Annotated in this window: 19 protein-coding genes; 7 read left to right on the top strand and 12 right to left on the bottom strand. The window is 74.7% G+C overall.

Annotation, left to right across the window (positions count from 1 at the left end; translation table 11 throughout):
- Positions 1-5 precede the first annotated feature (5 nt).
- From ZF1_RS15390 to mptB, 7 genes are read right to left on the bottom strand one after another with little or no spacing between them, the layout of a single operon-like run.
- The gene (locus ZF1_RS15390) at positions 6-977 is read right to left on the bottom strand and encodes a quinone oxidoreductase family protein (RefSeq protein ID WP_405416868.1); all 972 of its coding nucleotides are present in this window, start codon (positions 975-977) and stop codon (positions 6-8) included.
- A gap of 46 nt (positions 978-1,023) precedes the next feature.
- The gene (locus tag ZF1_RS15385; protein ID WP_482637598.1) at positions 1,024-1,872 is read right to left on the bottom strand and encodes an ABC transporter permease subunit; all 849 of its coding nucleotides are present in this window, start codon (positions 1,870-1,872) and stop codon (positions 1,024-1,026) included.
- A complete protein-coding gene (locus tag ZF1_RS15380) occupies positions 1,869-2,837 on the bottom strand; it encodes an ABC transporter ATP-binding protein (protein WP_482637597.1) in 969 nt (322 codons plus the stop codon). The genes ZF1_RS15385 and ZF1_RS15380 overlap by 4 nt, the downstream gene beginning before the upstream one ends.
- Positions 2,834-4,921 (bottom strand): COX15/CtaA family protein, encoded by a 2,088-nt coding sequence (locus ZF1_RS15375; protein ID WP_482637596.1) that lies wholly within the window; start codon positions 4,919-4,921, stop codon positions 2,834-2,836. The genes ZF1_RS15380 and ZF1_RS15375 overlap by 4 nt, the downstream gene beginning before the upstream one ends.
- 24 nt (positions 4,922-4,945) lie before the next feature.
- Entirely contained in the window at positions 4,946-5,725 is a 780-nt protein-coding gene (locus ZF1_RS15370) for an ABC transporter permease (protein ID WP_405416878.1), read from the bottom strand.
- Positions 5,722-6,600: an ABC transporter ATP-binding protein gene (locus ZF1_RS15365; protein ID WP_482638710.1), complete on the bottom strand. Its 879-nt coding sequence runs from the start codon at positions 6,598-6,600 to the stop codon at positions 5,722-5,724. The genes ZF1_RS15370 and ZF1_RS15365 overlap by 4 nt, the downstream gene beginning before the upstream one ends.
- 29 nt (positions 6,601-6,629) lie before the next feature.
- A complete protein-coding gene (gene mptB / locus ZF1_RS15360; protein ID WP_482637595.1) occupies positions 6,630-8,309 on the bottom strand; it encodes a polyprenol phosphomannose-dependent alpha 1,6 mannosyltransferase MptB in 1,680 nt (559 codons plus the stop codon).
- A 201-nt stretch (positions 8,310-8,510) separates the two neighbouring features.
- On the opposite strand from mptB, the gene ZF1_RS15355 reads away from it, so the two are divergent.
- Genes ZF1_RS15355 through ZF1_RS15325 form a run of 7 tightly spaced genes read left to right on the top strand, consistent with a single transcriptional unit; the run spans position 8,511 to position 14,995 of the window.
- On the top strand, positions 8,511-9,332 hold the full coding sequence (locus ZF1_RS15355) for a helix-turn-helix transcriptional regulator (RefSeq protein WP_476654891.1): 822 nt from the start codon (positions 8,511-8,513) through the stop codon (positions 9,330-9,332).
- Complete coding sequence (sufB, locus tag ZF1_RS15350) at positions 9,316-10,752, top strand: Fe-S cluster assembly protein SufB (RefSeq protein ID WP_062395386.1); 1,437 nt, start codon at positions 9,316-9,318, stop codon at positions 10,750-10,752. Before ZF1_RS15355 ends, sufB begins: the two co-directional genes overlap by 17 nt.
- Positions 10,749-11,939: a Fe-S cluster assembly protein SufD gene (sufD, locus tag ZF1_RS15345; protein WP_224402333.1), complete on the top strand. Its 1,191-nt coding sequence runs from the start codon at positions 10,749-10,751 to the stop codon at positions 11,937-11,939. The genes sufB and sufD overlap by 4 nt, the downstream gene beginning before the upstream one ends.
- Before the next feature lie 54 nt (positions 11,940-11,993).
- Entirely contained in the window at positions 11,994-12,779 is a 786-nt protein-coding gene (gene sufC / locus ZF1_RS15340; protein ID WP_253067930.1) for a Fe-S cluster assembly ATPase SufC, read from the top strand.
- Positions 12,780-12,781: 2 nt separating this feature from the next.
- Positions 12,782-14,119, top strand: a complete 1,338-nt coding sequence (locus ZF1_RS15335) for a cysteine desulfurase (protein WP_482637594.1) — start codon at positions 12,782-12,784, stop codon at positions 14,117-14,119.
- 1 nt (position 14,120) lies between these two features.
- Positions 14,121-14,585 (top strand): Fe-S cluster assembly sulfur transfer protein SufU, encoded by a 465-nt coding sequence (gene sufU, locus ZF1_RS15330; RefSeq protein ID WP_062395379.1) that lies wholly within the window; start codon positions 14,121-14,123, stop codon positions 14,583-14,585.
- The gene (locus ZF1_RS15325; RefSeq protein ID WP_020624271.1) at positions 14,582-14,995 is read left to right on the top strand and encodes a metal-sulfur cluster assembly factor; all 414 of its coding nucleotides are present in this window, start codon (positions 14,582-14,584) and stop codon (positions 14,993-14,995) included. Before sufU ends, ZF1_RS15325 begins: the two co-directional genes overlap by 4 nt.
- A 60-nt stretch (positions 14,996-15,055) precedes the next feature.
- On the opposite strand, the gene ZF1_RS15320 is transcribed toward ZF1_RS15325, so the two are convergent.
- The 5 genes from ZF1_RS15320 to ZF1_RS15300 all read right to left on the bottom strand — a co-directional run bounded on the left by ZF1_RS15320 (position 15,056) and on the right by ZF1_RS15300 (position 19,624).
- Positions 15,056-15,883, bottom strand: coding sequence for an arylamine N-acetyltransferase (locus tag ZF1_RS15320; RefSeq protein WP_244327050.1), 828 nt, complete (start codon positions 15,881-15,883; stop codon positions 15,056-15,058).
- Between the two features lie 42 nt (positions 15,884-15,925).
- On the bottom strand, positions 15,926-16,966 hold the full coding sequence (locus tag ZF1_RS15315) for an adenylate/guanylate cyclase domain-containing protein (RefSeq protein ID WP_405416888.1): 1,041 nt from the start codon (positions 16,964-16,966) through the stop codon (positions 15,926-15,928).
- 4 nt (positions 16,967-16,970) lie between these two features.
- Positions 16,971-17,420 (bottom strand): universal stress protein, encoded by a 450-nt coding sequence (locus ZF1_RS15310; protein ID WP_476651566.1) that lies wholly within the window; start codon positions 17,418-17,420, stop codon positions 16,971-16,973.
- A gap of 108 nt (positions 17,421-17,528) precedes the next feature.
- On the bottom strand, positions 17,529-18,776 hold the full coding sequence (locus ZF1_RS15305) for a lycopene cyclase family protein (RefSeq protein ID WP_476651565.1): 1,248 nt from the start codon (positions 18,774-18,776) through the stop codon (positions 17,529-17,531).
- 56 nt (positions 18,777-18,832) lie between these two features.
- Positions 18,833-19,624 (bottom strand): SDR family oxidoreductase, encoded by a 792-nt coding sequence (locus ZF1_RS15300; protein ID WP_405416894.1) that lies wholly within the window; start codon positions 19,622-19,624, stop codon positions 18,833-18,835.
- Between the last annotated feature and the right edge of the window lie 34 nt (positions 19,625-19,658).

Raw genomic sequence — 19,658 nt, 5'->3', positions numbered from 1 at the left:
AACCGTCAGGGGACGAGCAGCACCTTCCCGGTGGTGCGGCGGCCCTGCAGGTCGTCGTGTGCGGTACGGGCGTCCGCCAGGTCGTAGCGGTGCCCGATCCGCACGTCGAGGCGGCCCGCGGCGACGTCGCCGTAGACGGCGGCGGCGCGGGTGCGCAGCTCGTCGGTGGTGGCGATGTAGTCGAACAGCTTCGGGCGGGTCAGGTACAGCGACCCGGCCGCGTTGAGCCGCTGCGGGTCGAACGGCTCGACCGGGCCGGACGCGGCGCCGTAGAGCACGAGTGTGCCGCGCGGGCGCACCGAGGCGAGGCTCGCGTCGAAGGTGCTGCGCCCGACCGAGTCGAACGCGGCGTGCACGCCCGCGCCGCCGGTGAGGTCGCGGACGGCGGCGGCGAGGTCGTCGACGGCCGTGTAGTCGATCACCTCGGCGGCGCCGGCGCCGCGGGCCAGCTCGGCCTTCTCCGGCGTCGACGTCGTCGCGATCACCCGGGCGCCCTTCGCGACGGCCAGCTGGGTGAGCAGCAGCCCGACGCCACCGGCGGCGGCGTGCAGCAGGATCGTCTCCCCGCCGTGCAGCGGGACGCAGTCGTTGACCAGGAAGTGGGCGGTCATGCCCTGCAGCGCCGCACCGACCGCGACGTCGTCGGCGACGCCCTCGGGCACCGGGACGGCCTTCGCCCAGGGCACGGCGACCTGCTCGGCGTAGCTGCCCAGGGTGTTGGCCCAGGCGATGCGGTCCCCGACCGCGACACCGTCGACGTCCGCGCCCAGCGCGGTGACCCGGCCCGCGCCCTCCAGCCCGGCGACGTAGGGCGTCTCCATCGGGTAGATGCCCTCGCGCTGGTAGGTGTCGATGAAGTTCACCCCGGCCGCGGCGACCTCCACCAGCACCTCGCCCGCACCCGGGACCGGGGCGTCGGTGTCGACCACCTCCAGCACCTCGGACCCGCCGGGCTCGCTCACCCGTACCGCACGCATGTGTCCTCCTCGTCGCTCGCCGCTGCTGACGGGCCCGATCATGCCCTCACGCGTCGCGGCGGAGCATCCGGGACACGAGCACGACCGCGGCGGCGGCGAACCAGCCCGCCGCGAGCCCGGTGCTCGAGACGAGCCCGGCGGTCGGCAGCGGGTCGCGCAGCACGTCGACCCCGGCGGACCAGCCGTCGGTGAGCAGGAACGGGCGGATCGGCTCCAGGGCGGGGATCGCGCCGAGCACCCCGGACAGGATGATCCCGCCGAGCACCGAGGACAGCACCACCAGCGGGTGCTCGGTGAACGACGACACCGCCAGCGCCACCGCGCCGACCGCGGCGAGCTGCCCCAGCGTCCACAGCGCGACCAGCGCGATCCGGCCGACGGCCGACGTCAGGTCCAGCACCGAGCCGGACATCGTCAGCAGCGCCCCGCCGTCGCCGACGACCGCAGGGGGCCCGATCAGCGCCCACCCCGCCACCAGCCCGACCACGCAGACCACCGCGACCGCGACCGCGGCCACCACCAGCACCCCGAACGCCTTCATCGCGACCAGCCGCAGCCGCCCCACCGGGGCCAGCAGCAGCCCGCGCAGGGTGCCGTGCTCGGCCTCTCCGGCGATCGCGTCCGCCGCCGCGACGGTGACCACCAGCGGCAGCAGCAGCGCCATCAGCAGGGTCAGCGCCGCGACGGGCAGGGTCAGCCCGTTGCCGACGACCTCCGAGAGCAGGCCGCGGCGCGGCCCGTCGGCCAGCACGAGCCCGACCGCCATCAGGACCGGCACCGCCCCGAGCAGCGCGACCATCACCCAGGTCCGGGGCCTGCGCAGCACCCAGCGCAACTCGGCCCCGAGCAGCCGCCGCCACGACACCGGCCGGGGCGGGGCGGGCGGGGCGCTCACGCGTCGCCCTCGGTGATCCGGGTGAACAGCTCCTCCAGGCCGGTGCGGCGCCGGGCCAGCCCGTGCACCGCCACCCCGGCCCCGACGAGTCCGGCGAACAGCCGCGGCCCGTCGGCGTCGGCGGCCAGGACGACGGCCGAGCCCTCGGCCCGGGCGTCGGCGCCCGCGGCCCCGAGCTCCCGCAGCGCCGCCGCCGGGTCGGTGGTCGCGATCTCCCAGTCACCATCGGCGGCGCCGAGCAGCCGGTCCAGCGGTCCCGCCGCGAGCAGCGTGCCCTGCTTGAGCACGGCCACGTGCGTGCACACCGCCTCGACCTCCGGCAGCAGGTGCGACGACAGCAGCACCGTCGCCCCGCCCGCCCGCAGCTCGGCGACGATCGCCCGGATCTCCCGTGTCCCGGCCGGGTCGAGGCCGTTGGTGGGTTCGTCGAGCACGACGAGCCGCCGCGGGACGAGCAGCGCCGCGGCCAGCCCGAGGCGCTGCTTCATCCCGAGGGAGTAGCCGCGGAACCGGCGCCCGGCGGCCGCGGCCAGCCCGACCCGCTCCAGGGCCGCCTCCACCGCGGGCCGCACCTCGCCCGGCGCGAGCCGCGGCTCGGTCGCCGCGACCCGGCGCAGGTTCTCCCGCCCGGACAGGAACGGGTGGAACCCCGGCCCCTCGACCAGCGCGCCGACGTCGGGGAGCGTCGCGGCGAGCCCGCCCGGTACCGGGAGCCCGAGCAGCTCGACGCTGCCCGAGGTCGGCGTGGTCAGCCCGAGCAGCATCCGGATCAGCGTCGTCTTGCCCGAGCCGTTGGGGCCGAGCATCCCGAACACCGACCCGGCCGGGACGTCGAGGTCCACGCCGTCGACGGCGGTGACCCGCCCGAACACCTTGCGCAGGTCCCGGACGCGGGCGGCCGGCTGCTGCTCGTCCGCGGCCCCGTCCGCCACGTGGCCGGCGGGGGCGGAGCGGGTGGTCGTCACCGGGCCAGGGCCTCGCCGAGGACCTCCGGGCCGACGGCACCGGCGGCGACGCGGCCGTCGCCGGCCAGGATCGCCGAGCCCGCGTTCGTGGTGATCTCGCGGCCGGAGCCCCACGGTCCGGACACCGGGGTGCCGAGCCCGGACAGGTCCGGGCCCCGCTGGTCGCCGGAGCGCTGCGGGACGCGGCCGACGACCACGGTGTCCCAGCCCTCGCCGACGACGGTCGGCGCGGCGGCCCGTGCGGGCGTGCCGCCGGGGCCCCCGGGGCCGGGCTGCTCCACCGTCCCGGCGGTACCGTCGCGGACGGTGGCGCCGGGCGGCGGGGTGAAGGTGAACAGGGCCGGGTCCTGCGGGCCGAACGTGACGTCGTCGAACCCGATCCGCAGCACCGGGTCGGTCCCGGCGCCGAGGACGGTCAGCTCCAGCGGGGTCCGGGTCTGCGCGTCGACGGCGGCGCGGACCTCGCGCAGCACGGTGCGCTCACCGGGCTTCGGCGCCAGGACCAGGGTGTAGGCGGGGCGGCCGGCGACCTCGGTGGTGCCGTCGACCCGCAGCACGCTGGTGGCGCCCAGCCGCGCCACGACGGTCCGGGCGACCTCGGCCGGGTCCTTCGCGGCGTCGGCGTCCGGGGTGTGTCCCCGGCTCGGGAACCGGGTCGCGGTGCGGTCGGTGGAGTCGTAGGCCCAGGTCGTGGCGCCGTCGCGGACGTAGGTGCGCTCGCCGTCGTCGCTGGGGACGGCGAGGCGGCCGTCGCCCGTCCCGTCGGACCAGACCCGCGCGGTGGAGGTGCCGTCGGTCAGCCCGTCGGAGGGGAGTCCCGGCACGGCGGGAAGCCCCAGCCGGTTGTCGACGGCGACGGTGCCGGCCAGCGCGACCGGCTCCGCGGCGACGACCGAGGCGACGAGCTGCTCCGGGGTGACGGGCGGCAGCTCGGGGGCGGCGGAGGCCCGCGTGGTGAGCAGGCCCGCCGACAGCGACACGGTGAGGGCGACGGCGAGGGCGGCCGCGAGGACCACGGCGATCCCGCCGCGTCGCAACCGGGATGCGGAGGTCATGGCTCCAGAGTGCCCGAGTGTCACCCGATCGTGCAGCGGCCGGTCGGACCGACTCAGACCGACGCGGCGGCGGGCTCCGGCGCGGCGGTGTCCGCCGGGTCGCCGGTCGGGGTGGCGCGGGGTCGACGGGGCCGGGCGGGTCGCGGTACCGGCCCACACCCAGGCGGCCGCGGCGGCGGTCAGCCCGGCGCCGAGCACGTGCAGCGACACCAGCAGCTCCGGGACCCCGAGGGCGTACTGGACCCCGCCGAGCGCGCCCTGGGCGAGGACGACCACGACGAGCACCCGGAACCGGCGCACCAGCGCCCGCGGGGCGGACACCGCGTGCAGCAGGAACCCGAGCCCGACCAGGGTGCCGAGGTAGAGGAACAGCGTGTCCACGTGCAGCTGCGCGAGCGCGGGGATCGGCACGTCCAGGCGCGGGGTCTCCGGGTCTCCGCCGTGCGGGCCGGCCGCGGTGACCAGGGTCCCTGCGACGAGCAGGACGGCCAGCACGGCGGTGGAGAACAGCACCAGACCGCGTCCGCCGGCGGGGACCGTGCGGGTCACCGGGTCGTCGGCCTCGCCTGCGGCGCCGACGAGCAGCACCGCGAACCAGACCAGCACCATCGAGGCCAGGAAGTGCAGCATCACCGTCCACCAGGCCAGCCCGAGCAGCACGGTGATCCCGCCGATGACGGCCTGCGCGACGACGCCGAGCGGCATCGCCAGGGCCAGCCCGGTGAGGCGGCGGCGCCGCGGCCGGGTGTACAGCGCGCCGAGCAGCGCCGCGCCCGCGGTGAGCACCACCAGGATGCCGAGCAGCCGGTTGGAGAACTCGATCCACATGTGCAGCGGCGCGATCTCGGCGTGGTCGACCGGGATCATGCTGCCCGGCTCGCACTGCGGCCAGGTCGAGCAGCCGAGGCCGGAGCCGGTGACCCGGACCACCGAGCCGGTCACCCCGATCCCGATCTGGGCGACGAGGTTCGCGATCGCCAGCCGGCGCATCAGCACCGGCGGGGTGGAGGGCACGCGCGACAGCAGCACACTACGCATCGTAGAAGACGGGGCTCAGGTCCAGCGCACCAGCCGCGACGCCGCCACCCCGGCGACGACCGCCCAGCCGGTCAGCACCAGCAGCGGCCCGGCCGCCGGGAACTCTCCCGCGCCGAGGGCCGAGCGCAGCGCCTCGGCCAGCGCGCCCGAGGGCAGCCACGGCGCGAGCGCCGCCAGCGGCCCCGGCAGGTCCGCGACCGGCACGACGATCCCACCGGCCAGGAGCAGCGCGAACCACACCAGGTTGGCGACGGCGAGCACGATCTCCGCGCGCAGCGTCCCGCCCAGCAGGATGCCCAGCGCCCCGAACGCGGCCGCGCCCAGCAGCACCGCCAGCGCGGCGCCGTCGAGCCGGGCACCGGCCGGGGACCACCCCAGCAGCGCCGCCAGCACGCCGAGCAGCACCACCTGGATCACGACGACGGCGGCGACCGCGGCCAGCCGCCCGCACACCAGCAGCCAGCGGGGCAACGCCGTCGCGGCCAGCCTGCGCAGCGCCCCGTAGCGGCGGTCGAAGCCGAGCGCGATGGCCTGGCTGGTGAACGCCGAGCTCATCACGGCCAGCGCCAGCATGGCGGCGAACAGCCACGCCACCCGCGGCTCCGGGGCGGGCACCGCCGGGACGAGCGTGAGCCCGGCGAGCAGCGCCGCCGGGATGAGCAGGGTCAGCAGCACCTGCTCGGCGTTGCGCAGCGCGAGCCGGGTCTCCAGGCCGCCCTGGGCCCGCAGCATGGTCAGCGCGTTGCCGCGGCCGGGGGCGGGGGTGAACAGGCCCTCGGGGAAGGGGGTCGTCACGAGCGCAGCTCCCGTCCGGTGAGGTCGAGGAAGACGTCCTCCAGGCTGCGGCGCACGACCTGGACGTCGTCGGCGAGCACGCCCTGGTCGGCACACCACGAGGTGATGGCCGCGAGCGCGCCCGGGTCGATCCGGCCGCGGACCCGGTAGCGGCCGGGGGAGGTCTCGCAGCTGGCGTAGCCGGCGGGCAGCCGGGCGTCGAGACCGGCGACGTCCATGCCGGGCCGGGCCCGGAACCGCAGCTCGGTCTGGTCGCCCGCGGTGAGCTGGGCGGGCGAGCCGTGCGCGACGACCCGGCCGTGGTCGATGATGACGACGTCGTCGGCGAGCTGCTCGGCCTCGTCCATCAGATGGGTGGTGAGCAGCACCCCGACGCCGTCGCGGCGCAGCGCCCGGACCAGGTTCCACACCAGGTGGCGGGCCTGCGGGTCCAGACCGGCGGTCGGCTCGTCGAGGAACACCAGCTCCGGGCGCCCGACGACGGCGCAGGCCAGCGCCAGGCGCTGCTGCTCCCCACCGGACAGCCGCTTGTACGGGGTGCCCGCCCGCGGGCGCAGGCCGAGCACGTCGAGGAGCATGTCGACGTCGAGCGGGTGCGCGGCGCAGTCGGCGACCAGGTGCAGCATCTCCCCGGTCCGAACGGCCGGGTAGGCGCCGCCGCCCTGCGGCATGACGCCCACCCGGGGGCGGACGGCCTCGTCGGCCGGGTCGTGACCGAGGACCCGCACCCGTCCGGCCGAGGGCGCCCGGAACCCGGTGCACACCTCGACGGTCGAGGACTTGCCGGCGCCGTTCGGGCCGAGCAGGGCGAGCACCTCGCCGCGGGCGAGGTCGAGGTCGATGCCGTCGACGGCGGTCGTGGGTCCGTAGCGCACGACGAGGCCGCGGATCTCCAGGGCGGCGCTCACCGGGCGGGCTCCGGGTCCGACGGCGCGCGGGTCCCGGCGGTGGCGCCGCCCGGGGTGCCGGTGCCGTCGTCCGGGCGGGCCGGGTCACCGGCGTCACCGGGGGAGCGGATCAGCCGGGCGACCACGTACAGGGCGAGGGTGTACATGGCGGCGCCCGCGGTGATGGCCAGCGGCAGCTGGAACCCGCGGAAGAAGAAGTCGGCGCCGGTGGGCGGCACGGCCAGCGCGAGCACGACCGACAGCAGCAGCAGGCCGCGGCGGTAGAACGGCATCGCCCGGGTCACGACCAGCGGCAGCAGCGCCCAGAACAGGTACCAGGGGTGCACGACCGGGCCGAGCAGCACGACGGCGCCGAGCCCGAGGCCGGTGCCGGTGACCGGGTCGACCCTCCCGCGCAGGCAGCCGAGCAGCAGCACGACCACGATCACCGCGATCGGCAGCACGAACAGGCTGCGCATCAGGCCCATCGTGGTCTCGGTGTGGTCGCCGAGCCCGGCGAGCCGGCCGACCTGCCCGGCGAGCAGCCCCAGGTTGGTGCTGATCGACATGGGCGAGATGAGCACGCTGGGTGCGGACAGCCCGCGCACCCAGTTGAACCCCAGCCCGGTGGCCAGGCTGAAGAAGGTGAGCACGGCCGCGGCGATCGCGGACAGCCAGGCCGTCATCACGGCCCAGTCGAGGAGCCTGCCGCCGCGCCTGCGGACCAGGTACACGCCGACGAAGCCGAGCGCGAGCAGCGCCGGGAGCTTCACCGAGGCCGCGGCGACGATCAGCGCGGCACCGCCGGTGATCCGCCACCACGGCCGGACGGTGTCGTCGCGCCCGAGCATCACCCAGAGCCCGAGCAGCAGCAGCGGCAGCATGATCGACTCGTTGTGGATCCCGCTGACCATGTGGAACAGCACCAGCGGGTTCGCCGCGCCGAGCCACAGGACCAGGCCGGCGTCGAGGTCGAACCGGGAGGCCAGCCGGGGCAGCACCCACACCATCAGGGCGACGCCGAGCAGCGCGAGCAGCCGGTGCTCGAGGATGCCGAGCACCACGTTCTCCCCGGACAGCGCGGTGATCCCGCGGCCGAGGCCGAGGAACAGCGGGCCGTAGGGCGCCGGGGTGTCGCGCCAGACCGTGGGGATCCCGCGGACCAGCGGGTCGTCGATGCCGAGCGCCTGCGCGGGACCGATCGAGTACGGATCGATCCCGCGGGCGAGCGTCGCGCTCTGGGCGAGGTAGCTGTAGATGTCCTTGGAGAACATCGGCGGCGCCAGCGCCAGCGGCACCCCCCACAGGATCGCGGTGCGGCCGAGCTCGCGGCGCTCGGGCGCGGGGTGGTGCGCTCCGCGGGTGGTGAGCATCCGGGCGATCCACAGCCAGGCCGTGACCACCATGAGCAGGCCCGCGTAGGTGACGGCGATCGCGAGGGTGACGTTGCGCGAGGGGAGCCCGATCACGCGCAGCCCGTTGAGCGGGTTCGGTACCGGGAACGCCCCGGAGCCCAGCGCGCTGATCCCCATCAGCAGGGCGCCGGTCAGACCGACGATCCGCGCGATCCGGGCCTGCTCACGCAGGCCGCGCCGGGCCGGGTGGCCGGTCGACGGCGGTGTGGCGGGGGGATCGGACGGCGCCGCACGCGTCGGGGGGTCGTCGCGCCCGGGCGGGGCGACCTCGGGCGTCACCATGGGAGGAGAGGTTAGTGGTGCGGTGACGGGGGGTCCGGTACCGGCCCTCACCTGCGGGTGGAGTGAGCCCGGTCACCACGGCGGGGGGTCTGTTTTGCCGTGCCGGGCCATATACGCAACACTGATGTTGTGAAAACGGACCGGACAGCGCCGCGGCGCCTCGACGACCCTGCCTGCGGGCACGGCGTCGGCGGCGACGCCGTGGTGCCCGTCGGGTCCGGCACGGGTACCCGCGCACTCGTGGCGCGGGTGCTCATGGAGCAGGGTCCGGTCACGGCCGCCGTCGTGGCGGCCGAGCTGGAGCTCACCGAGGCCGCCGTGCGCCGGCACCTCGACGCGCTGATCGCCGACGGCGAGGCGGAGGTCCGGGCCCCGGCCCGGTCCGCCCGTCCGCGCGGCCGGGGCCGTCCGGCCCGGGAGTACCTGCTCACCGACACGGGCCGGGTCCGGTTCGGGCACGGGTACGACGACCTGGCCACCCAGGCACTGCGCTTCCTCGCCGAGACGGCGGGGGAGGAGGCGGTCGACGCCTTCGCCCGGCACCGGGTGCGCGAGCTGCTCGGGTCCGACCTCGACGCGGTGACCGCTCCGGCGGAGCCCGCGCAACGGGTCGAAGCGCTGGCCCGGGTGCTCAGTGCCCGCGGCTACGCTGCGCAGGCCCGCCACGGCGGCTTCGGGGTGCAGCTGTGCCAGCACCACTGCCCGGTGGCCCACGTGGCCACCGAGTTCCCGGAGCTCTGCGAGGCCGAGACGCGTGCCTTCGCCGAGCTCCTGGGCACGCACGTGCAGCGGCTGGCCACGATCGCCCGCGGCGACGCCGCGTGCACCACACACGTCCCGCTCGAGGATCCCGAACTCCTCGCGCGGGCGAGAGGTAAGAAGCAAGGCCGTTCCGTCACCGTGAGTGGAAGACCCACTGCGCAGGTGCGGCAGGTGCAAGAAGAAGGGGGCCCCGCCGACGGCGGGACCCTCTCCCACCACGGTCCCCGAAAGGGAGGCAGTCCTTATGACGACCACTCCTGATGTGCGCACCGAGCTCACGCAGGAGGAGACGATCGCGGCGCTCGGCCGGTACGACTTCGGCTGGGCCGACTCCGACGAGGCGGGCTCCATCGCGAAGCGTGGCCTGTCCTCCGAGGTCGTCGCCGACATCTCCCGCCTGAAGAGCGAGCCCGAGTGGATGCTGGAGTTCCGGCAGAAGGCGCTCGACATCTTCGGCAAGAAGCCGATGCCGCGCTGGGGCTCCGACCTGTCCGGGATCGACTTCGACAACATCAAGTACTTCGTGCGCTCCTCGGAGAAGCAGGCCGCCACCTGGGACGACCTGCCCGAGGACATCAAGAACACCTACGACAAGCTGGGGATCCCGGAGGCCGAGAAGGCCCGCCTGGTCTCCGGTGTCGCCGCGCAGTACGAGTCCGAGGTCGTCTACCACTCGATCCGCGAGGACCTCGAGCAGCAGGGCGTCATCTTCCTGGACACCGACACCGCGCTGAAGGAGCACCCGGAGCTGTTCCGGGAGTACTTCGGCTCGGTCATCCCGTCCGGTGACAACAAGTTCTCCGCCCTGAACTCCGCGGTCTGGTCCGGTGGCTCGTTCATCTACGTGCCGCCGGGCGTGCACGTCGACATCCCGCTGCAGGCCTACTTCCGGATCAACACCGAGAACATGGGCCAGTTCGAGCGGACGCTGATCATCGTCGACGAGGGTGCCTACGTGCACTACGTCGAGGGCTGCACCGCGCCGATCTACAAGACCGACTCGCTGCACTCGGCCGTCGTCGAGATCGTGGTCAAGAAGGGCGGCCGCTGCCGCTACACCACGATCCAGAACTGGTCGAACAACGTCTATAACCTGGTCACCAAGCGCGCCAAGGCCGAGGAGGGCGCGACCATGGAGTGGGTCGACGGCAACCTCGGCTCCAAGGTGACCATGAAGTACCCGGCCGTGTGGCTGATGGGCGAGCACGCCAAGGGCGAGGTCCTCTCGATCGCGTTCGCGGGCGAGGGCCAGCACCAGGACGCCGGCGCCAAGATGGTCCACCTCGCGCCCAACACCTCCTCGACGATCGTGTCGAAGTCGGTGGCGCGCGGCGGCGGGCGTACGTCCTACCGCGGCCTGATCCAGGTCAACCCGCGGGCACGCAACTCCCGCTCGACGGTGAAGTGCGACGCGCTGCTGGTCGACACGATCTCGCGCTCGGACACCTACCCCTACGTCGACATCCGCAACGACGACGTGTCGATGGGGCACGAGGCCACCGTCTCCAAGGTCTCGGACGACCAGCTCTTCTACCTGATGAGCCGCGGTCTGACCGAGGACGAGGCCATGGCCATGGTCGTGCGCGGGTTCGTCGAGCCCATCGCGCGCGAGCTGCCGATGGAGTACGCGCTGGAGCTGAACCGGCTGATCGAACTGCAGATGGAGGGTTCCGTCGGATGACGACGAGTGACGTTGCCGGCCTCGCGCCCGAGCTGAAGGGCGCCAAGGAGGGGCAGGGCGAGGTCCCGATCGCCTCGGCCGGCGAGCGCTTCCAGTCCTTCGACGTGGAGGCGTTCGAGGTCCCCGGTGGCCGCGAGGAGAACTGGCGGTTCACCCCGCTGCGCCGGCTCAAGGGCCTGCACGACGGCAGTGCCGCGTTCGAGGGCACCGCGCCGGTCTCGGTCACCGAGGCCGCCGGGGTGACCGTCGAGAAGGTCGGCCGCGACGACGCCCGGATCGGCGAGGGCGGTGTCCCGTTCGACCGGGTCGCCGCCGCGGCCTGGTCCGGGTTCGGCGAGGCCACCCTGGTCACCCTGGACGGGGAGAAGCTCGACCCGGTGACCGTCACCGTGGACGGCCCCGGCGAGGGCGTCACGGCGGCCGGCCACCTGCACATCCGCACCACCCCGCACACGCAGGCCACGGTCGTCGTGGTGCACCGGGGGTCGGGCGTGCTGGCCGACAACACCGAGGTCGTCCTGGGCGACGGCTCGCAGCTCACGCTGGTCGTGACCGAGGAGTGGGCCGACGACGCCGTGCACGTGGGCGCCGAGCACTACTCGATCGGGCGCGACGCCACCCTGCGGGCCACCACGGTCCAGCTGGGCGGCGACCTGGTCCGGGTCTCCTCGACCGTGCGCTACGCCGGCCCCGGCGGCGACGCCGAGCTCGTCGGGCTCGGCTTCACCGACGCCGGCCAGCACCTCGAGCAGCGGCTGCTGGTGGACCACGCGGTGCCGAACTGCAAGTCCAACGTGCTCTACAAGAACGCGCTGCAGAGCCTGACGAAGGACTCCTCGCACGTGGTGTGGATCGGCGACGTGCTGATCCGGGCCGCCGCCGAGAACACCGAGACCTTCGAGTTCAACCGGAACCTGGTGCTCACCGAGCACTGCCGCGCCGACTCCGTGCCCAACCTGGAGATCGAGACCGGCGAGATCGTGAGCGCGGGCCACGCCAGCGCCACCGGCCGGTTCGACGACGAGCAGCTGTTCTACCTGCGCAGCCGCGGCATCCCCGAGGACCAGGCGCGTCGCCTGGTCGTCCGCGGGTTCTTCGGCGAGGTCCTGAACAAGATCACGCTGCCGGAGCTCAAGGAGCGCCTCGAGGCGGCCGTCGAGGCCGAGCTCGCGCTCACCGGCGTCTGAGCGCAGCTCGGCACCGATTCCGCACACTTCCCGAATACGGAGCGACCACCACCGATGTCCACTCTGGAGATCAAGGACCTGCACGCCTCGGTCGAGACCGAGGACGGCCCCAAGGAGATCCTGCGCGGTGTGAACCTCACCGTCCGCGCGGGCGAGACGCACGCGATCATGGGGCCGAACGGCTCCGGCAAGTCCACGCTGGCCTACGCCATCGCCGGGCACCCGAAGTACACCGTCACCGGTGGCGAGGTGCTGCTGGACGGCGAGAACGTCCTGGAGATGTCGGTCGACGAGCGGGCGCGGGCCGGGCTGTTCCTGGCCATGCAGTACCCGGTCGAGGTCCCGGGCGTGTCGATGGCGAACTTCCTGCGCTCGGCGGCCACCGCCACCCGCGGCGAGGCGCCGAAGCTGCGGACCTGGGTCAAGGAGGTCAAGGAGGCCATGGCCGGCCTCGACATCTCCCCGGAGTTCGCCGACCGCTCGGTCAACGAGGGCTTCTCCGGCGGTGAGAAGAAGCGCCACGAGGTGCTCCAGCTCGAGCTGCTGAACCCGAAGTTCGCCGTGCTCGACGAGACCGACTCCGGCCTCGACGTCGACGCCCTGCGCGTCGTGTCCGAGGGCGTGAACCGGTACCGGTCGAGCGGCGAGACCGGCGTCCTGCTGATCACGCACTACACGCGGATCCTGAACCACATCAAGCCGGACCGCGTGCACGTGTTCGCCGGCGGCCGCGTCGTCGAGTCCGGCGGCCCCGAGCTGGCCGACGAGCTGGAGAAGAACGGCTACGTCCGGTTCACCCAGGCCGACAAGGCGGCGGCGGACCAGAAGGCACTGGCCTGACCATGACCCTCACCCACGGAACCGGGACCACGGCCGGCCACAGTGCCGATGCTCGTTCCGCCGGCGCTGCTCTCGGTGCCGACGCCGTGGCCCGGATCCGGGCGGACTTCCCGATCCTCGCGCGCACCGTGCGCGAGGAGAAGCCGCTGGTCTACCTCGACTCCGGTGCGACCTCCCAGCGGCCGCGCCAGGTGCTCGACGCCGAGCGCACGTTCCTGGAGCGGCACAACGCGGCCGTCCACCGGGGCGCGCACCAGCTCGCCGAGGAGGCCACCGACGCCTACGAGTCCGCCCGGGCACGCATCGCGGCGTTCGTCGGTGCGAACGACGACGAGGTCGTGTTCGTCAAGAACGCGACCGAGGGCATCAACCTGGTCGCCTACGGCCTGGGCAACGCCTCGGTCCGGACCGGGCTCGACGCCGCCCCCGAACGGTTCGCGCTCGGCCCCGGTGACGAGGTCGTCGTCACCGAGCTGGAGCACCACGCGAACCTCATCCCGTGGCAGGAGCTGTGCCGGCGGACCGGCGCGACCCTGCGCTGGTACTCCGTCACCGACGACGGCCGGATCGACCTCGACTCGCTCGGGCTCAGCGACCGGACGCGGGTCGTGGCGTTCACCCACCAGTCGAACGTCACCGGCGCCGTCGCGCCGGTCGCGCAGCTGGTGGAGCGGGCCGCCGCGGTCGGCGCGCTGACCGTGCTCGACGCCTGCCAGTCGGTGCCGCACATGCCGGTCGACCTGCACCGGCTCGGGGTGGACTTCGCGGTCTTCTCCGGGCACAAGATGCTCGGGCCCTCCGGGGTCGGCGTCCTCTACGGCCGCCGGGAGCTCCTCGAGGCGCTCCCGCCGTTCCTCACCGGTGGCTCGATGATCGAGACCGTCCGGATGGAGGGCGCGACGTGGGCGCCGCCGCCGCAGAAGTTCGAGGCCGGGGTGCCGATGACGTCGCAGGCCGTCGGCCTCGGCGCCGCGGTCGACTACCTCGGGGCGATCGGGATGGACACCGTCGCCGCGCACGAGGCGTCGCTGACCGCGGCCGCGCTCGAGCAGCTGTCCGCGATCGACGGGCTGCGCATCGTCGGCCCGCCCGGGGCGGAGCTGCGCGGGGGAGCGGTGTCGTTCGTCGTGGACGGCATCCACGCCCACGACCTGTCCCAGGTGCTCGACGACGCCGGTGTCGCCATCCGCGTGGGTCACCACTGCGCCTGGCCGCTGCACCGGCGCTTCGGCATCGTGGCCAGCGCCCGGGCGTCGTTCGCGGTGTACAACACCCTGGACGAGGTCACCGCGCTGGCCGACGGGGTGCGCGCCGCCCAGACGTTCTTCGGGACGGTGTGACGTGCAGCTCCAGCAGATGTACCAGGAGATCATCCTGGACCACTACCGCGACCCGCACGGTGCCGGTCTGCGCGAGCCCTACGACGCCGAGACCCACCACGTGAACCCCACCTGCGGGGACGAGGTCACGCTGCGGGTCAAGGTCGACGGGGACGTGGTCACCGACGTGTCCTACGAGACGCTGGGCTGTTCGATCAGCCAGGCGTCGGTGTCGGTGCTGCACGACCTCGTCGCAGGCAAGCCGGTCGGCGAGGCGTGGAAGATCATGGCGTCGTTCCAGGAGATGGCCCAGGGACGCGGCAGGGTCGAGCCCGACGAGGACGTCATCGGCGACGGCGTGGCCTTCGCCGGCGTCGCCAAGTACCCGGCGCGGGTCAAGTGTGCTCTCCTGGGCTGGATGGCATTCAAGGACGCGGTGAGCCGCACCGACGCCCGCATCGAGAACTCCGAGGGGAGTCCGGCATGAGCGAGACCACCGAACAGAGCACCTCAGAGGACGTGGTGCGCGGCGCGGCGGGCATGCCCGAGCCGCCCGCACGGGCCGACGCCGGTGACGGCGCGACCCTCGAGGCCCTGGAGGAGGCGATGAAGGACGTCGTCGACCCCGAGCTGGGCATCAACGTCGTCGACCTCGGCCTCGTCTACGGCATCGACCGGGACGGCGGGACCGCCGTCATCGACATGACGCTGACCTCGGCGGCCTGCCCGCTGACCGACGTGATCGAGGAGCAGACCCGCTCCGCGCTCACCGCCGGTCCCGACGGCGGCCTCGTCGACGACGTCCGGATCAACTGGGTCTGGATGCCGCCGTGGGGCCCCGAGAAGATCACCGAGGACGGCCGCGAGCAGCTGCGGGCCCTCGGCTTCCGGGTCTGACGACCCCGCACCGCCCCCGACGGGCCGGATCCCCACCAGGGGGTCCGGCCCGTCGTCGTCTCACGGGAAGTAGACCTCCCGCAGCCGGTCCTCCAGCCCCGCGACGGCGCCGGTGTCGACACCGAGGTGCTCCTCCAGCGCGTCCCGGACCCGGGCGGGGGAGGTGAGGTCGTGCCGCGCCACGTCGCCGTCGGCGGTGCGCACGGTGAGCCGGGTCCCGTCGAGGGTGGTCCGGTGCTCCGGGGTGGTGCGCGCGGCGACGAGCCCGGTCCGGAAGTGCGACGCCGGGTGGTGGGTCAGGTACCAGGAGCCCATCGCGAAGTCGACGTCCGGGGCGGGGACCAGGTCGAAGACGTACTGGTCGGCCCAGTCACCGCTGCCGCGCCGCTGCAGGACCCAGGCACCGTGGTCGTCGCGGGCGTAGCGGTAGGTCGCCTGCGGGGTCGGCTGCTCCAGCCCGGCGACGAGCCGCAGCGCGGTGGTCGGCACCGTCGAGCCGAACCCGGCGTCGACGGTGAAGCGGCCCTCCGTGGTGTCGACGAGGGTGAGCCGGTGGGTGCGCGACGTCGGCGGGTCCGCCGGGGCCAGCCCGAGGCGGACCCGGCCGACGAGCGGGGTGACCTGGTACCCCACCGCGCCCAGCACGTCGTACAGCAGGCGGTTGTGCTCGAAGCACCAGCCGCCGCGCCGGCCGTGCACCAGCTTCGCCGCGACGCCGTCGGAGGTGGTCGGCGGCTCGACACCGGTGAACGGGTCGAGGTTCTCGAACGGGATGGTCGCGTTGTGCGCGGTCACGACCCGGTCGAGCAGCGCCCGGTCCGGTGTCGCCCGGTCGACCCCGAGGAGGTCGAGGTACGCGGCGGCGGAGGTGGTCACCGTGCTCGTCATGGTGCCCGAGGCTGTCACCTCGACCCGGGTTCAGGTCAAGGATCAGCGTTCGCGGGCGCCGCGCAGCGCCCACGCCCGCAGGTGGGAGTAGCCGCGGGTGTGCAGTGTCGCGATCCGCCGCAGGTCGAAGCGCGGGTCGTCGCGCAGCGACTCGAACATCTCCTTGTCGACCAGCACCGTGTCCGGGCGGGCCTCGGAGGTGAGCCGGGCCGCGACGTTGACGACCTCGCCGTAGACGTCGCCGTAGCGGGCCAGCACCATGCCGTGGGCGAGGCCGATCCGCAGCTGCGGCAGCGCCGGCTCGGTCCGGACCCGGTCGCGCAGGCCGAGCGCGATGGCCGCGGCGTCGGCGGGGTGCTCGGTGACGTAGAGGACCTCGTCGCCGACGGTCTTGATCACCCGGCCCCGGCCGTTCGCGATGACCTCGGTCGTCACCGAGCCGAACCGCTCGATCATCTCGCCGAGCTCGTCCATCGAACGGCGGCGGGTGGTGCGGGTGAAGCCGACCATGTCGGCGAACCCGACCGACAGCGGCCAGGTGTCGGCCGCGATGTCCGCGGCGTCCATCCGCTGCGCCCCCGCGACCCAGCGCGACGCCGTCGCCGCGAGGTGGCGCCGCCACACGTAGGACTGCAGCGACTCCAGCTCGGGCAGCACGTCGGCGGCGAGCCGGGCCGCGTCGCGCGGGGTCAGCTCGCCGATGTGCGCGGCGGCGACCTGGGCGAGCATGCCGATCTGCCACTCGGCGAGCCGCGACAGCGACTGCGCGACCGCGCGGGCGACGGCCTCGCGGGCGTTCTTGTCGGGCAGCCAGTCCCGGGTCAGGCGGGCGACGGTGCTGGCCGCCTCCAGGTCGGCGCGGGTGTAGACGCGGTCCTCCGGATCGGAGTCCGCGAACCCCAGCGCCCGCCAGAGCCGCCCCGACTCCTCCGGGTCGAGCCCCGCGGCCGCCACCAGCTCGTCGCGGGTGAACTCGCGGGGCGCGCCCAGGATGAACTCGTCCAGCGCCCCGTCGTCGATCTCGCTCCAGTCGATCGAGGCGGGGTCGGGCAGCGGACGGGGTGGTCCGGGTTCGGACGTCACGCGATCACGTGGTGTGCACGACGAGCACGTCCACGCCGGCACGGCGGGTCGCGTCGGCGGGCACCGAGCCGAGCAGCCGCCCGGAGAAGGTGTTCAGACCGCGGTTGCCGATCACGAGCAGGTCGGCGCTGTGCTCCTTGACCGCCTTGCGGAGGACGTCGACCGGCGCGCCGTCCTCGGCGGAGGTCGAGACGTCCTTCGCGCCGGCGGCGGCGGCCCGGTCGGAGGCCTCGCGCAGCGCCTCCTCGGCGGGGGTCCAGCCGGTGACGAGGAAGGCCTCGTCCTTCAGCGCGTCCTCGGCGGCCGAGGTATCCTCCCGGCTGGCCGGGGTGTAGGCGGAGACGATGACCAGTTTCGCGCCGCTGTCCGCGGCCACCCCGGCTGCGCGCTCGACGGCCGCGAACGACGTCGACGAGCCGTCGGTGCCGACGACGATGGTCTTGTATGCGGACACAGGTGCCTCCCGGGGAACGGTCGCGCGTCGCCGGTCCTGCGGCCGGCGTCACCGCGTGCGACGACGTTACTACGTGGTATCCGATCAACTTGTCCTGAGCCCCTCCCGTCATCGCCCTTTCGAGTGAAATGCGGCGGCTGATCGCAGCATGTGCGCTCGTACGGGTGGCGGAGCGGCCCGGAACACCCCGGCCATCCCGGCGAGGGTGCCGGTCAGGTCGTCGCGGCCGGTGAGGAACGCGCGACCGCTGCGGCCGGCGAAGAACGCGTCGAAGAAGTCCGGCACCAGCCGCGGCGGCATCTCCAGCACGGTGCGCAGACCGTGGCGGCGCAGGCGGTGCACCGCGCGGGCCGACCGGGGCCAGAGCAGCCGGCGGGCCGCCGTCGTCGCGGCGGCCGGGTCGTGCGGCAGGTGCCGGGCCAGCTCGGCGGCCAGCTTCGGGGCCAGCCCGAGCGCGGGGGCGACGCTGAACCCGGTCGCGGGGTGCACCAGCGGGGTCGCCGCCCCGAACCCGACGGGGTGCCGTGGGCCGCGCGGGGTGTCGACCGGGAAGCGGACGCGCTCGACGGGGGCGGTGTCGGGCACGTCGACGCCCGCCCCGGCGAGCCGGGCCGCGAGCCGGTCGCGCAGCTCGGGCAGCCCCAGTCCCGGCCGTCGTGCCAGGGAGGTCTCCTCCAGCAGGACGGTGCCGTCGCCGTAGGGGACGGCGTAGAGGAACGTCGGCCAGTCCGTCCACCCCGGGCGGTGCGGGCCGGGGGAGCGCCAGTCCATGAAGACGGCCTCGCCGGGCCCCACCACCGGCGCGGCCACCCGCTCGTCGACGACGATGCCCCACGCGGTCTGTTCGGTCCCGCCCGCCGGGCCGGGGCGCAGCCGCGACGGTGCCCCGGTGGCATCGACGACCAGGGCGGCGTCGACGACGCGTGCCGTGTCGTCCCGCGGGGCCCCGCCGTCACCGGGGCCGCCGCTCCCGCCCCGGCCGCCCGGAGGGTGCAGCCGCACCCGGTACCGGTGCCCGTCGGGCCGGACGTCGCCGGCGGCGGCGCGCCCGGGCAGCACCGTGACCCCGGCGAGCCGGGCGTCGAGGTGGGCGCGCAGCCCGGCGGTGTCGAGCACCGCGTACGGGCCCAGCGCGCGGGTGCCACCGCCGGGCAGCACGGCCACCGCCTCCGGCCGGGTCGCGACCATCGCCGCGGGCAGGTGCGGGGGGAGCTCCTCGGGCCACGCGCAGTAGGTGGCCGTCCACGCCCGCTCCGGGGCGGGGTCGGCGAGCGTGGTGCGCAGCCCGGCCTCCGCGCACGCCGCCGCGAGCGCCCGCCCGGCCGGACCACCGCCGAGCACCAGCACGTCGGCCACCGTCGTTCCGGGGGCACCCGACCGGCTCGACGACGCCGTCCCGCTCCTCGTCCCCGTCATCGCGGGCCCGGCCGGTGCCGGCCGGCGGACAGGCTGCCGCCGTCGATCCGCAGGGTGGCCCCGGTGACCCAGGACGCGGCGTCGGAGACGAGGAACGCCACCGCCTCGGCGACGTCCGCGGGCTCGCCGAGGCGCCCCAGCGGGTAGCCCGCGACGACGGACGCCTCGTCGTGGGCGTAGAGCGCCTCGGCGAACCTCGTCCGCACCACGGCGGGGGCGACGGCGTTGACCCGGACGCCGGGGCCGAGCTGGCCGGCCAGCTCCTCGGTCAGGGTGAGCAGCGCGGCCTTCGACGCGCCGTAGGCCCCGATGACGCCGGTGGGCCGCAACGCCGCGACCGAGGCGACGTTGACGACGGCGCCGCCGTGCGCGCCCATCCACACCCGGTGCGCCTGCTGGACGAACCCGAGCGCGGCGACCACGTTGACGTCGAGGACCCTGCGGACGGCGTCGAGGTCGGCCTCGACCAGCGGCCCGTGCTGGGGGTTGATCCCGGCGTTGTTGACCAGCACGTCCAGCGAGCCGAACGCGGCCACCGTCGCCTCCGCCGCGGCGGCCCGGTGCGCCGCGTCCCCGACGTTGCCGGCGACGGCGAGCACCCGGCCGGTGCCGACCCCCGCGCCCGCCGCGAGCCCCGACGCCGCCGCGTCGAGCTCCGGGGCGCGCCGGCCGGTGATCGTCACCGACGCGCCGCGCGCCAGCAGCGCGGCGGCGACGCCGTACCCGATGCCCCGCGAGGCGCCGGTGACCAGTGCCGCCCGACCGGCCAGGGAGGTGAGATCGGTCATGGGGCCCGACCCTACGTGGGGAATCGGGTGGACC

This window comes from Pseudonocardia sp. ZF1 (assembly GCF_056835605.1).
Note: the sequence above shows the minus strand (reverse complement) of the source record. Positions and strands in the feature narration are given on the sequence as shown.